15 protein-coding genes and 1 pseudogene are annotated in these 13,314 nt (G+C 60.0%); 10 read left to right on the forward strand and 6 right to left on the reverse strand.

Annotation, left to right across the window (positions count from 1 at the left end; all coding sequences use genetic code 11):
• Nucleotide 1: 1 nt before the first annotated feature.
• Both HU752_RS32155 and HU752_RS32160 read right to left on the reverse strand, forming a co-directional pair.
• Nucleotides 2–784, reverse strand: coding sequence for a methyl-accepting chemotaxis protein (locus tag HU752_RS32155; RefSeq protein ID WP_437182367.1), 783 nt, complete (start codon nt 782–784; stop codon nt 2–4).
• Nucleotides 785–862: 78 nt separating this feature from the next.
• Nucleotides 863–2,122: pseudogene (locus HU752_RS32160) on the reverse strand (methyl-accepting chemotaxis protein); the annotation flags it as partial.
• Between the two features lie 158 nt (nt 2,123–2,280).
• Here HU752_RS32160 and HU752_RS13700 point away from each other — a divergent pair.
• From HU752_RS13700 to HU752_RS13715, 4 genes are all read left to right on the forward strand, one after another.
• Nucleotides 2,281–3,183 (forward strand): dienelactone hydrolase family protein, encoded by a 903-nt coding sequence (locus HU752_RS13700; RefSeq protein ID WP_186680242.1) that lies wholly within the window; start codon nt 2,281–2,283, stop codon nt 3,181–3,183.
• 283 nt (nt 3,184–3,466) lie between these two features.
• Entirely contained in the window at nt 3,467–3,985 is a 519-nt protein-coding gene (locus tag HU752_RS13705; RefSeq protein WP_186680244.1) for a cupin domain-containing protein, read from the forward strand.
• A 15-nt stretch (nt 3,986–4,000) separates the two neighbouring features.
• Complete coding sequence (locus HU752_RS13710) at nt 4,001–4,768, forward strand: alpha/beta fold hydrolase (protein ID WP_186680246.1); 768 nt, start codon at nt 4,001–4,003, stop codon at nt 4,766–4,768.
• A complete protein-coding gene (locus tag HU752_RS13715; RefSeq protein ID WP_186680248.1) occupies nt 4,765–5,577 on the forward strand; it encodes an aspartate dehydrogenase in 813 nt (270 codons plus the stop codon). The genes HU752_RS13710 and HU752_RS13715 overlap by 4 nt, the downstream gene beginning before the upstream one ends.
• 77 nt (nt 5,578–5,654) lie before the next feature.
• On the opposite strand, the gene HU752_RS13720 is transcribed toward HU752_RS13715, so the two are convergent.
• Genes HU752_RS13720 through HU752_RS13730 form a run of 3 tightly spaced genes read right to left on the reverse strand, consistent with a single transcriptional unit; the run spans nt 5,655 to nt 7,632 of the window.
• Nucleotides 5,655–6,362 (reverse strand): LrgB family protein, encoded by a 708-nt coding sequence (locus HU752_RS13720; protein ID WP_437182368.1) that lies wholly within the window; start codon nt 6,360–6,362, stop codon nt 5,655–5,657.
• On the reverse strand, nt 6,359–6,712 hold the full coding sequence (locus tag HU752_RS13725; RefSeq protein ID WP_186680252.1) for a CidA/LrgA family protein: 354 nt from the start codon (nt 6,710–6,712) through the stop codon (nt 6,359–6,361). Before HU752_RS13725 ends, HU752_RS13720 begins: the two co-directional genes overlap by 4 nt.
• 44 nt (nt 6,713–6,756) lie before the next feature.
• Complete coding sequence (locus HU752_RS13730; RefSeq protein WP_186680253.1) at nt 6,757–7,632, reverse strand: DMT family transporter; 876 nt, start codon at nt 7,630–7,632, stop codon at nt 6,757–6,759.
• Nucleotides 7,633–7,951: 319 nt separating this feature from the next.
• On the opposite strand from HU752_RS13730, the gene HU752_RS13735 reads away from it, so the two are divergent.
• The 6 genes from HU752_RS13735 (at nt 7,952) to HU752_RS31980 (ending at nt 11,686) form a co-directional block, all read left to right on the forward strand.
• Nucleotides 7,952–8,281 (forward strand): LysE family transporter, encoded by a 330-nt coding sequence (locus HU752_RS13735; RefSeq protein ID WP_225920140.1) that lies wholly within the window; start codon nt 7,952–7,954, stop codon nt 8,279–8,281.
• A gap of 309 nt (nt 8,282–8,590) precedes the next feature.
• Complete coding sequence (locus tag HU752_RS13740) at nt 8,591–9,304, forward strand: ABC transporter ATP-binding protein (protein WP_186680307.1); 714 nt, start codon at nt 8,591–8,593, stop codon at nt 9,302–9,304.
• On the forward strand, nt 9,301–10,095 hold the full coding sequence (locus HU752_RS13745; RefSeq protein WP_186680257.1) for an ABC transporter permease: 795 nt from the start codon (nt 9,301–9,303) through the stop codon (nt 10,093–10,095). Before HU752_RS13740 ends, HU752_RS13745 begins: the two co-directional genes overlap by 4 nt.
• Nucleotides 10,096–10,372: 277 nt before the next feature.
• The gene (locus tag HU752_RS13750) at nt 10,373–10,660 is read left to right on the forward strand and encodes a DUF2218 domain-containing protein (RefSeq protein ID WP_186680260.1); all 288 of its coding nucleotides are present in this window, start codon (nt 10,373–10,375) and stop codon (nt 10,658–10,660) included.
• A 107-nt stretch (nt 10,661–10,767) separates the two neighbouring features.
• Nucleotides 10,768–11,232 (forward strand): anti-virulence regulator CigR family protein, encoded by a 465-nt coding sequence (locus HU752_RS13755; protein ID WP_186680263.1) that lies wholly within the window; start codon nt 10,768–10,770, stop codon nt 11,230–11,232.
• Between the two features lie 187 nt (nt 11,233–11,419).
• Nucleotides 11,420–11,686 (forward strand): hypothetical protein, encoded by a 267-nt coding sequence (locus HU752_RS31980; protein WP_367616513.1) that lies wholly within the window; start codon nt 11,420–11,422, stop codon nt 11,684–11,686.
• Nucleotides 11,687–11,923: 237 nt separating this feature from the next.
• Here HU752_RS31980 and HU752_RS13765 read toward each other — a convergent pair whose 3' ends face one another.
• Nucleotides 11,924–13,312 carry an integrating conjugative element protein gene (locus tag HU752_RS13765; protein ID WP_186688272.1) on the reverse strand — a complete coding sequence of 463 codons (1,389 nt, stop codon included), beginning with the start codon at nt 13,310–13,312 and terminating at the stop codon, nt 11,924–11,926.
• Between the last annotated feature and the right edge of the window lie 2 nt (nt 13,313–13,314).

The raw sequence follows: 13,314 nt of genomic DNA on the forward strand, positions 1-13,314 counted from the left end.
CCTAGACCTTGAAGTGGCTGACCAGCGTCTGTTGCTGGTTGGCCAGAGAGGTCAGGGCCTGACTGGTTTGTGCCGATTCAGTGGCTTGCCTGGCCAGCAGGCCGGTCACGTCGCGGATCGCGGCAACGTTACGATTGACTTCCTCCGACACGGCGCTCTGCTCCTCGGCGGCGCTGGCGATCTGCAGGTTCATCTCGGTGATGGTCTCAATACTCAGGTTGACCTGTTCCAGAGCCGCGACCGCCTGCTGTGCCTGGGCCATGCTGGCGTCTGCCAGGTCATGCTGGACCTCGATGACCGCCACGACATTTCGTGTGCCGCTCTGCAACCGGTCGATGACGCCGTGAATCTCGCTGATGGAGTCCTGGGTTCGTTTGGCGAGGTGGCGGACCTCATCGGCCACGACAGCGAACCCCCGACCGCTTTCTCCCGCACGGGCCGCTTCGATTGCCGCGTTGAGGGCCAACAGATTGGTCTGCTCGGCAATGGAGCGAATCACCTCCAGTACGGAGCCGATGGTCTGGCTGCTGGCTTCCAGATGGCGTACGTCGGCCATCGCGTCGTTCATGCCTTGCGCCAGGCGCTCGATCGAGCTGGAGGCCTGTACGATAATCGTCCGGCAGCGGCCCGCTGCGGCATCACCGGCCTTTGCGGCCTCGGCCGCTTGCGCGGCATTGCGTGCGACATCCTGTGAGGTGGCGCTCATCTCGTTCGCTGCGGTAGCGACCTGGTCGACTTCGCGAAGTTGTTGGTCCATGCCGTTGCTGGTGTCGCCAGCAGCCATGGCCACCGTCTGGGCGGTGGTTCTGACCTGGTCGGAGGTCGTGCTCAACTGAGCGATCACCGGTTGAACCTTGTCCAGGAAACGATTGAACCCATTCGCCAGTTCGCCCATTTCGTCGGCCCGTTCGGATTTTAGGCGTTGAGTGAGATCACCCTCGCCATTGGCGATGTCCTGAAGCATTCCGCATACCCGTCGAATCGGGTTGCTGATTCCACGCCCCAGCAGCCACATGACAATCAGACCGACCAGGCCGACGGCGCCCCCCAGCAGGGCTTGAGCTTGCAGGCTTTGCCTGGATGACTCCTGCAGCTTTGACTGCAGGTCGAGGGCGGGGGTCATGAGCACGGGTTCCGGTACGCTGATCAGAACCTGCCAGGCCGCCGCTCCCGGGATCGGTTCGAAGGCGTTGGCCACGGTGATAAAGCCAGGATGATCCTCTACGTGACGGGCCTCACGGGTTCGCCGCGCGTCGTCGAGACGAGGGCTCCATTCGGTGGGCGCGACCGCTTTCAAGGCCTGGCCGAGCGCGTCGGCAGAGGCGCTGCGACCGCTGACAATGCCCTGTGCGCTGATGTAGGTGACATCGGCGGCGCCGGCGTACAGCCTGTCTTTGGCCTGTGTGGCCAGCTGTTGCAGCCCCTCCAGTGTCAAGTCGACACTGACCACGCCAATGACCCCCTTGACCGGATCCAAAAGGGGAATGGCAATACTGGACATTAACGTTGGCTTGCCGTTGAGCGTGTAGCTGTACGGTTCGAGTACGCAAGTGGCGCGTGTCTTGTGTGGGCAGGAGTACCAGAGTTTTGTGGGATCACCGTCATCGACAAGGTCGCTGTCGGGAATGATGAAGTTCTCCTGGGTAGACACATAGGCCGCAAGCCGGCCGCTGTCATTGCCCATCAGGCCGGTAGCCTTGATCTGCCTTGAGTCCTGGTCGTCGAATGCATCAGGGTCGAATGCCACGGCTACGCCGAGTACCTCCGGTGTGGCGGCCAGTTGACGCTGCATCGTTTCCACGACTGCACGCCTTGCGGCTTGCGGATTCTCACCTTGTCGAACCTTGTCTCTGAGTAGGCTCACTTGGGCAGCGACAGCTCTGGCGAAACGGTTGGAAACGGCGAAACGCTCCCGGACGGTCTCGGCCAGTCCAGCACTCTCGGCATTGAGGTAGAGCATTGCCGCATCACGCATCGAGCGCGTGCTGCTCTGTACCACCAGGCTGGTTGTTGCCTGGATGTGAACGATCGAGAACGTCACCAGGCAGCTCACCACTGCGAGTAGGCAAATTCCGGAAATAAACAGGATTCTACCCTTGATGGCTATGGGAACTCCCCGCATGGTGCAACCCTCCAGTGTTGTGCGATGTTGTATTTTGAAAGAATTGTAAACGTTTACATTCTTATCTGGAAATCCCGGTGGCGCTTTTAGGCATGTCGTTTTCTGGCATTGACGATCGCGCTGTAAACGATTACATTTTTCTTCGTCGGATCGCTGTCATGGCTGATATCAGATCACGCAGCAGCCTGACATTGCTCTCGGGCATTCGAGGGGTTGGTCACCCGCATGCAGTCGAACGCTCGGAGAGCATCGTTGGTGACTCGCGCTTTTTATGTGGCCCGGTACCAGTCGGGCCAATTTTTTCTTGGCAATGCCTGTTACCTCTTCCGCCCTACAAGGGCGGCTTTTTTTTGGAGCGTATTGTGGGTGAATGGATCGATATCGCAGGGCAGGGACCGGGAGGCTACTCCGGCTACCTGGCCTTGCCGCCCCGTGGTAGCGGGCCAGGTCTACTGCTCATTCAGGAGATCTGGGGGGTTAACGAGCACATCAGGAGTCTGGCTGAGCAGTATGCGGCCGACGGCTTTGTGGTGCTGGCTCCCGACGTATTCTGGCGTCGGGAATATCGGACCGAGCTTGCCTATGACCCCGAAGGTACCCAGGCGGCCTATCTCCATTATCAGGCAATGGATGCCCTGGTTGCCCGGCAGGATCTGGAGTTGGCGATCAAACGCCTGCAGACGCTCTCTCAGGTTGCGGGCCGGATTGGGGTGGTAGGGTATTGCATGGGGGGCAAGCTGGCTTATGAGCTGGCCAGCACGCAGGGGCTCAGTGCCGGAGTGAGTTACTACGGCAGCAATATCGCCGAGACACTTGCGCGCAATCCGGCCATGGCGTTTCCCTATCTCTTTCACTTCGCTGAAGAAGATCATCTGATTACCGCGGCGCAGGTGGGTGAGTTGATGCCGTTGATAGCCGCGACGGGGGAGGTCAGTTTTGAGCTGTATCCGGGCGTGGGTCACGGTTTTGCCTGTCCGCACCGCCCCAACTACAGCATGGAGGCCGCCCTGGCGGCGAAGGCGAGCACCTTGAGTTTTCTGTGCCGGCACCTATTGGGTTGATGGGACTGCGCAATTGCTTGATCCATATCAGTCCAGGACGCGTGGGAGCTGGGATAAATTGATAGGGAAGGCAATGTGGCAGTGACTGAAAAACCGCTTGCGCCGTGGAAAGTAATCGTTTACAAAATTGGCTGTGAAGCGACTGGACATCAAGGGCACTTGGTGCCGATTAGTCGTTAATGGCCGCCCGATCTATCAGCCCGTGGCTGGGAAAGCTGTTTTTTTGCCATGAATGTAAACGATTACAAAAACAACTGAATGCAAACCAAATCGAGGATTCAAGATGAGCGATTCCACCCTGAAAACCCCCACCGCTGAAGAGAAGGGCACTCTGGTTTACGTGACCCGTGAGACTGAAGTCAGTTACTGGCAACCCAAACCGGCGAATGGTTATGTCTCCGTCGCCGTCTCGCCGAATCACTTCAAGATGAATCGCAACTTCTCTGTCGGGACCCAGATGCTGCCACCGGGCGGGCGGGTCCGTGAGCATGCGCATGCCGCCAATGAAGAAGTTCTGCACTTCGTTTCGGGTACCGGCACGGCCATCGTCGATGGCAAGGAGTACAAGCTCGAGCCAGGCGTGACCCTGTTTCTGGGCGAGCACAACTCCCACACGTTCTGCAACGACGGCCAGGTCGACCTGCACTGGGTATGGTTCATGAACCCGAGCGGCCTCGAAGACTTCTTCCGTGATGTGGGGCGTCCGCGCAAGCATGGAGAACCTGCACCGGAGCCTTTCGAGCGGCCTTCGAACATCGAGCAGATCGAAGCCAGCGGCGTATTCGCCTATACCAAAAACTGATTGGACTGACCGACCATGGCATTGAAGATTCACTCGCGAGAGGAAGGCCGGGGGGATGCCGTCATCCTCGTGTCTGGCTTGGGCGGCCTTGGCGCTTTCTGGCAGCCGGTCGTGGACATTCTGGCCGATCACTATCGAGTGATTACCTTCGATCACCCGGGGGTCGGTCTTAGCGAAATAGACGGATTACCGACGATCCCCGGTATTGCTGAGGCGCTCCTGCAGGTGATGGCCGAGCGTGACGTCCAGAGTGCTCACGTGGTTGGGCACTCGACGGGGTCGTTGGTGACACAGTGCATGGCGTTGGACCATGCCGATCGAGTCAGAAGCATTGTGTTGAGTAGTGGGTGGACCAAACCGGACAAACGCTTTCGCGATTTCTTCGCGTACCGCAAATATGTCCTCCAGCACCTCGGGGGGACTGCCTATAACGCCATGACGCGGCTGGTTGCTTACCCGTCGACCTGGTACGGCGAGAACTTCGCTGTGCAGGAGAGTCTGGACTATGGTGCTCCCAGTTCGGTGGATGAGGCGATGACGCAGGCCCGCATGGATATGCTCCAGGCGTATAGCCGGCGTGACGAATTGCTGCGAATCAACTGTCCTGCCACTGTCATAGGGGCTTGGGATGATTTCATCATTCCGTTCCACCACTCCGAAGAGTTGGCGTCGCTGATCCCTCGGGCACGGTTGGTCGAGCTGTCCGGCGGTCACTTCGCACCCGTTACTCGCACTGAACAATATGTCGCCTTGCTGCGGGAATTCTGGGAGTCATCCAAATGAGCAAAAAAACTATCAAACGGGTCGGCATCATTGGTCTGGGCGCCATAGGCAAGCGGGTTCTTGCCGCGTTGAAAAAGGATCATCTCCCAAACGCCGAATATGCGGTGATCGACCCTTCTGCTGCGGCTGTCGGTTTTGCGGCCGAGAATTCCATCGAGTTGTTTTACGGGGCTGGCGAGCTGTTAGCCTGGAAGCCTGATCTGGTGATCGAGTGCGCCGGTCATGGTGCTGTCGTGCATGTGGTTCCGCAGGTGCTTGAAGCAGGCGTGGATGTGGTGATTGCGTCGATTGGTGCCATGGCTGACCGTGAGCTGGCAGGCAAGCTGGAGTCGGCCGCAGAGAAGGGTGGGGCGCGTTTGATTCTGGTATCGGGTGCTATCGGTGGCCTGGATGCGATGCGTTCCGCTCGCTCGGCAGGCCTTGAGGCTGTCGTCTACACCGGGCGCAAGCCGCCTCAGGCTTGGGCTGGTACTCCAGCAGAAGACGAGTTTGATCTTCAGCGTATAGAAATCCCAACCACGATCTTCCGTGGCACAGCGGCTGAAGCGTCGATGCGTTTCCCAAAAAACGCCAACGTGACGGCTGCGGTAGCCCTGTCGGGCGTCGGTTTCGACGAGACCAAAGTGGAGCTCATTGCCGACCCGACCGTCGCGAAGAACGTGCATGAGGTCAACGTGAAGGGTGCATTTGGCGAGCTGGAAATCCGCCTGGTGAACAATCCGCTGCCCGATAACGTCAAGACCTCTTGGCTGGCTGCATTGAGCATTGAAGAGGCAGTCAGCAAGCAGGTTCTCACGACCGTTTTCTGATGGCCCGATGGCTCAGGACGCCCACCTCTGGTGGGCGTTTTTGTGTCTGCCCCGACGAGCAGGCCTATGGATCGGGATCAGAGGTAGGCCAGGGCGAGGGGAAGGATGACTGCGCTCAGGATGCCCATCAGGCTCATGGCCAGGGCAGCGTAGGCTCCGTGGGTATGACCTTCCTCGAGAGCCCTTGAGGTGCCAACAGCGTGGGCGGTCAAGCCTAGGGCCATACCGTAGGCGGCTGGATGTTCCACTTTGGCAAGTTTGAGCAGGCTGGGCCCGAATACCGCACCCAGGACACCGGTAATCAGCACGAACACTGCAGCCAGTGCTGCGATACCACCGGACTGATTGGCGACCAGCATGGCGATCGGCGATGTCACCGACTTCGGGGCCAGCGTCACGACCATTGGGTGGTCGATGCCCAGCAGGCTGCCCATGACCACGGTCAGTAAGGTGGCGACTGTTCCTCCAGACAGCACTGTGATCAGGATCGGTCCCATCAGACGCCTGATTCGCCCCAGGTTCTGGTAGAGAGGGATAGCCAGCGCGACAGTGGCAGGCCCCAATAGCATGTTCAGCACCGAGACGCCCTGAAGGTATTGCTGATAGGAGATGTGTAGCAGGCTCAACACGCTGATAATGACGGCTGAGCTGACCAGCACCGGCTGCAGAAAAACGTAGCCGGTCCGTCGGCTCAGATAGGCTGCACCCTGGAAGGCCACCAGTGTGAGGCCCAGATAAAGCAACGGGTGCTGCAGGATGGTTTTCACTGAGTCGGTCATGCCTATGGGTTCTCCTTCCTGTTGATCAGGTACTGCATCAGCACACCTGCGAAAATCATTGCCGGAAATAGCGATACGCAGAGGATCAGCAGGATCTTCAGCGCCAGTGGAGCGATTACGTCAAACCACGCCATGACCCCGACGGCTGCCGGTACCAATAGCAGCGGCATGCATCGCAGCAAGCCGGAGGCGGCTGTTTCAAGCCCCGTGTTGATTTCGCCCTGGAGGCACAGATAAACCAGCAGCAGGACGAGTCCGGCGATGGGCCCGGGAATGACGTTGCCAAGCCATGAGCTCAATAGGCTGCCAATGAGTTGAAAGGCGATCAGTTCTGTGAGTCCGCGTAGTATGGGCATGGGTACCTCCCGGTTTGAATGATGACGAACTGCTTGCCGGCGTCTCACGCCAATGTGTGCGCCCGACGCTTGTTGTCTGGCAGTGCGACGATCAGCCCGCTGAGCATGATCAAGGCAATGCCCGCCCAGGCTGATGGGGTTGGCAGGGAAGAAAAGAAAACAAAACCCAGCAGTGCGGAGAACGGTACTTGCACATAGGTAAAGGGGGCGAGCAATGCCGGGCTGGCCTTGCTGTAGGCCGTCGCAAAAAACCAGTGGGCCAGCGAGCCGATGCAGCCCATGCCGATCAAACCGATCCACTGTGTGGGTGAGGGGGACTGCCAGTACCAGGGGATGATCAGGCTGCAAAGCAGGGTGGCATATAGTCCTAGCCAGAGAGTCGCGCTTTCGGCATTGTCGAACCGCGCGCCCATGCGGGTCGCCAGTTGGTAGCAACTGAGGAAAAATGCGCCAGCGCAAGGCCACAGGTAGTTCCAGTCAAAGTGCCCCGCGCCTGGCTGGATGACCAGATACACACCTGCAAGACCACCGACCACCGCCAGCCACTGGATCAGGCGGACTTGCTCGTCGAACACCAGGCGGCTGATGACCAGCACGAAAAGTGGCGCCAGAAACAGCAAGGCTGTGGATTGCGCAAGTGGAACATACCTGAGGCCTCCCATGAAGGTCAGGCTCAGTGCAACCAGAAAAACAGCCCTCGCCAAGTGCACAACCGGCTTGTGGCACCGCCATGCATCGATCTTTCCGCGAGCCAAGGCTGTGGCCGACATGACGGTGGCCTGGCCCAGGTAGCGAATCCAGATCACGACAGCAAGAGGGAGCCCCAGAACCATCTGGCGGGCGATGGAGTCATGTAGGGCCAGGCAGCCGACGGCCGCAATGATCCAAAGAATACCTGCGCTGCTGGATTGGTTTTTCATGACTCGCAAGCCTTGGGTGGTGAATGTAACGGCTAATTGATTTATCTACCCGGCGCCATGGCGGGTTGGATTTCGTTTTTCATGGGCTCAACGCAAAAAAATGCCCACGCATCAGCGTGGGCCTGCTGCATTAGCCGACCAGCAATGGAAATTTGATCTGCTCTGTAATCGATTACAGAGTATTCCTCACGTTACACCAGCGAGCTTGCGCCGCCAAGTATTTTCTGGCTTGAGATAGTGTCCCCCTAGCAGCCGATGAGTGGGCTAGGGGTCATGGCCCTCGCCGGGCTGGTGCTGGTCACGCCGGCATCCGAGGGTGGTGGGCAACAGCCGTTGGCCTCCTTTTCGACGCATAGTCCTCAGGGGCACCTTCAACAGCCTGCTCAATCCCAAGGCGTTGCTGTTCTTGATGGTCTTCCTGCTGCAATTCGTCGACATCGAGGCCGGTGGGGTCACGCTCCAGCTGTGGGGGCTTGGAGGACTCCTGGCGACCATCGCACTGGTTTTCCATACGGCCCTCGGCGTATGCGCCAGCGTGCTACAGGTTCGTGTCGGCCGTGGCCGAAAAGGCGGGTGTGTGGGGGCGTATGGCCTGGCAGCGGTCATGACCGCGCTGGCTGCGCGGCTGCTTTTCCTCGAGCATTCCTGAGCCTTCTGTGACCCGCTGACGTGTTGACCGCCGGGTTTTCGCCTAGCTCGCCAGAAAAAACTGTCCCCTGTGGAGGGAGCCCCTCCGGCTGAACACATTGCATTACATCCGTGGGTATTCCATTACAAAGTCGTCCTTACGGGGGAATGAATCGCCCCTCCCGGTGGGCGGTTCAGCGTGGACCTCCCGGCGATGACTGCTACAGTATCGCCGCTTTTGAGGGGCCATCCTAAACTTGCCCGTGCGTGGTTCAGGGGACCGGCTTGGCCATCGTGGCAGTTTTCCTTTGATGATGTGAGCGGATTGACCATGGCGGATGGTGTTTCTCAGCCTGTACAACGAACGGTGTTGATCGAGGCTCGGGGCCTGCAACGTACCGATGAACGCACGGGCAATGAACTGCTCAGGCGCACGGACTTTCAATTGCGCAGCGGGGACCGGGTTTCGCTCATCGGCTCATCCGGGTCCGGCAAAAGTGTATTCCTGCGAACCCTCGCCAAGCTCGATGCCAGCAGCGCTGGCGAGATTCGCTGGCGCGACCGGGGCGTCGCAGCCGAGGATGTTCCGCTCTATCGCCACCAGGTCTGTTACCTGCCTCAACGGCCCTCACTGATCGAGGGCAGTGTCGAGGATAACCTGCGTTTTCCCTACTCGCTCAAGACGCTTCGACACCTGGCGTTCGACCGCTCGAGAGTCATCGGCCTGCTGGAACTCACGGGCAAGGAACAAGGCTTTCTGGAAAAACGGGGAACGGAGCTGTCTGGTGGGGAGGCACAGGTGGCGGCATTGATCAGGGCGCTTCAGTTCGATCCTGTCGTGTTACTGCTGGACGAGCCCACTGCGGCCCTGGACCCGGCCTCCGCCGAGGCGGTCGAGCGCCTGATACTGGGCTGGTGCGAAATGAAAGCGGCGACCGAGCATGCCTTCATCTGGGTTTCCCATGATCATGGCCAGGCGAGGCGGGTCAGCAATCTCATGCTGCAGATGCAGGCCGGTAGCCTGCAGGGGGCGCTCAATCCATGAATTACCAGAATCTGACCCTCGCCGATTTGGCGATCGCGGCCTCGCTGATCCTGGTCAATGGCATCATATCGCTGATGCTCAGGCTTGAAATCGAGCGGGTGCTGTTCTGGGCGGCCGTGCGGACCGTGGTCCAGCTGCTGGCGATCGGCTACGTGCTGGGCGTGGTGTTCGCCTACCCGTACTGGTACGTGGTCCTGCCGATCATGTGCCTGATGACCTGGACAGCGGGCAGGGCGGCAGCCTGTCGCGGTCGTCGGACCTACCGGGGCCTGCGTGCCAACAGCATGCTTTCGGTCTGGATCAGCTCCTGGCTGATCACGGCGATCGGCCTGCTGGTCATCATTCGCATTCATCCCTGGTACGAGCCGCAGTATGCCATTCCCATCCTCGGCATGATCCTGGGTAACACCCTGACGGGGGTTTCCCTGGGGATGGACCGGATGATGCAGGAACTGACCTCGGGCCGTGGCACGGTGGAAATGATCCTGACCCTGGGCGGTTCGCGCTGGGAGGCTGCCCGGGTAGCGGCCCGGCAGGCGATCAGTGCCGGCATGATGCCGACGCTCAATCAGATGACGGTCGTCGGAATCGTCAGCCTGCCTGGAATGATGACGGGTCAGGTACTCGCGGGCGAAAGCCCTATCGATGCCGTTCGCTACCAGATCGTGATCATGTTCATGATCGCGGCGTCTTCTGCTATCGGAACACTGCTGGCGGTCTGGCTGACCTACCGTCGGCTGTTCTCGGCCGACCACCGTTTCCTGGCGAGTCGGCTCGTGCAGCGGTCTTGAACATCCGGCACTGAGCCGAGACCGGGGCATTGTAAAAGGCTGGCTCGGCCACCGCCCGGACCTGGTGCCGGGTACCGGGTCTTGAGCTGGCCGATCATCGGGTCTCAGAAAAAATACTTACCTTGCTAAGAGTTGCAGAAAATCGTCCGGCATAAAAGTGAACGCAAAGATCGCACCCCTCCATCTGGCCGTGTCACTTGAGGCCAGACAGCTTTTCATTGCATTGCTCCGGTATCCTGCATATCGTTAATGTATTCATGTTTTCTGGAGCTCAGTCATGCTGTATAGCCAGGCCACCACCGCTACCGAACAACCGCAACGCCTGATCAATCGCCTGTCGCGGCACTGGGCACACAAGTTTCAGGTCGAGCAGCAGGACGGCCAGAGTCGTATCGACTTCGGCGGTAGTGGCTGCCTCCTGAAAGTCGTGGAGCAGGGGTTGTGGGTCGAGGCCTGGGCGCCAGCGTCGGAGATGGACGAGCTGGAAGTGGTGATCGTCGATCACCTGCAACGCAATGCGGCGCCCGGCGAGATCCTGAACTTCACCTGGCAGCGGCGTAGCTGAGGAGGCTGTCGACTTCGTGAGCGAGGTCGATCCAGCCTTGAATGCCAGGCTCCCCCAGGGACAGCTACAGTAGTAGGGACGACATTCCCTTTTTCAGGAACACCACCATGTCCAAAGTTCGCTTGTTGACGTCCCTGGCGACCATTCTGGTTCTGACCGCGGGATCTGCCGCCGCCTGGGCTGATCCGGGCAACGGCAATGGCAATGGCAAGAAATTCTCCCACGGCTTTCAGGACCAGGACGAGCAGGGCGACCATGGCCGGGGTAGGCGATCCGACCATGGCGAGTGGAAGCAGGGTCCCCGTATCGACCGCGGTGGCGTGCTCGGCGTGGTGGGTGGCTATCGTGACTACTGGCAGCCAGGGCCTGCGCTGCCGCCGGGCATCCGCAAGAACCTGGCCCGCGGCAAGCCGCTTCCGCCCGGCATCGCCAAGCGGCTCGACGGTCGGCTGCTGGGGCAACTTCCGCGCTATGAAGGCTATGAATGGCAACAGGCGGGGCCTGACCTGATCCTCGTATCCATTGCCAGCGGAATCATCTACGAAGTGCTCAGTGGTGCCTTCAATCAGTGAGTGCCATCGGCGATTGGCCTGCACCTGATCTGGCTGTTCCCGGGTACCCAAACATGGATCCAGGGAGAAGTTTTCTCATTCATTTTTTAAAGTGTCCGCAAGGCCTCCATCTGTCGTGCATCGTTGAACAGCTCTCGGATTAATGAGTCGTAGAGAGCTCAACAGACTCACTCAATGGGAAGCCATCATGCGTTTCAGAAAGACCAACCTGGTTGCCATCATGTCCTGTTTCATGATGCTTGCCGCTGCCCCGTTGTTACCGGCTCGACTGTCTCCCATGACGGCAGCCTATGCCAAGGGGGGCGGCGGAGGCGGTGGTAACGGCGGACACGGTGGGGAGGGGGTGGACACGCGGGTGTCGGGGCCGGCCATTCGGCGGATGCCGATGGCAAAGGCCTGGCACTGGGTCAGCAGGCTGATCATGTCGGCAGAGCCGTTCGTGACCATGGGGTGAGTGGTCAGCACACCGGTCGGGCCCATGGCACCTCTCGTGGGCATGGCGTTGCCACCTCCAGTGTTGCGCACTCCCGGACGACCCATGGGTTATCGAAGGCGACCGCTGTCGCCGCCACCAAGCCAGTCGATCATGATGCCAAGGGGAAGAGCCCGGCCAGTGCGGCCCTGTCCAAGTGAGTCGCCTGTCGTGATGACCGGGTCAGTGCCTCGGAAGATGTCGAGACCACGCCACCGGTCATCGCGGCTGCGTCGACCGACCACCCTTGATCTCCTGCTCCACTGACTCCAGTCGATTGCCCTCCGGATCTCCTCCGTAGATCGTGCGCGAGTTGTCCTTGCGCTGCTGGTGTCGGGCAATGATCGCCGAGGGCGAATTGCTGGTGAGCGAGCGGCGCATTTCCAGGTCGGTGAGCAGGTTGGCGATTTCCTGTTGCAGGGCCTCGCGCTCGACGTCGATGGCCTGGACAGCCAAGCCGCTGGCGTACACGTTGGGCTCCTTCTTGCCGGCGAGCAGGGTGCGCTGCAGCAACAGGGCTTTCTCCAGGATACTGGTGACGGCAATTTCCGAGGCCAGGCGCCGCGCCAGCAGCTCCTGGTCTGGTTCGTCACGCAGGGCGGTGATAACGCCCCGGGTGATGGGCATCGAGTTGCTGCCGGCGGCGTCCAGGTTTTCCGGCGTGGTGATCTGGTTGCCAGCGATCAATGCCTCCAACGCCTTGAGCTTGGCCTCGTACTCTTCCTGAATCAGCGGTGTCAGGCCCACGCCTGCGGTGGCGGTGCTTTTGGTGCAGTCCTTGCAGGTTTGCTGCTCGTCCTCGCCCAGTACACGGTTGGCAAATCCGGCGGCCTCATCCGGTGATTGCCAGGTCTTGCACAACAGACCGCTGTTGCAGGCCTTGGGGTCGATGCTGCTGTTGTCCGTGGCCTTGCGACCGTTGAGCAGGTTGTAGCCGGCCTTGGTCACATCCTTGACCACCTTGATCGGTGGTTGCTGTTTGCCACCAGCCTTTTCCCCTCCAACCCAGGGCACCCCCGTGTTGCCATTGTCCGCCTCGGCCTGGGTGGTGACCGCCACGGCATCCTGGTTTCCGCTCATGGCCTCCTTGAGTGCCTGACCCTCGGCCAACGCGCCCCAACGGTTCTGGCCGCCGGCGACGTTCATCATGCGCTCGGCCATTTCGCGACAGCTGGACTTGGAACGATCGAAGTCCAGTCGCGCCTGCAGGATGCCATTGGTCAGCAGGTTGTAGAGGCCAGGATCGGCCCGCTGGATGATCAGGGCCGGCAACGAGGCCACAGCCCCTGTCGCACCCTGGATCAGGTCACCCATGATGTTCTGGAAACCGTCGGTAAGACCGTTGAGCTGGTTGTGCAGGGTGGTGCTCAAGTCCATGTTCCCGCACAGCAGGTTGCTGTTCCAGCCCACGCCGACGCCCAGGCTCTGCATGTTGCCGGCTCGGCCCATGTTCACGGCGCTGCCGCCACCGACCTGGTACAACAGGTCATCACCAATGGCACTGCCTTTGCTGCCGGACTCCGTCGCGGCGGCCAGCCACGGAAGACTGGTCAGTGTCGCAACCAGGAACAGCCAGGGGGTGAGAGAAGACGATGACATCCGGGTCATGA

The organism is Pseudomonas vanderleydeniana (assembly GCF_014268755.2).
Taxonomy (GTDB): domain Bacteria; phylum Pseudomonadota; class Gammaproteobacteria; order Pseudomonadales; family Pseudomonadaceae; genus Aquipseudomonas; species Aquipseudomonas vanderleydeniana.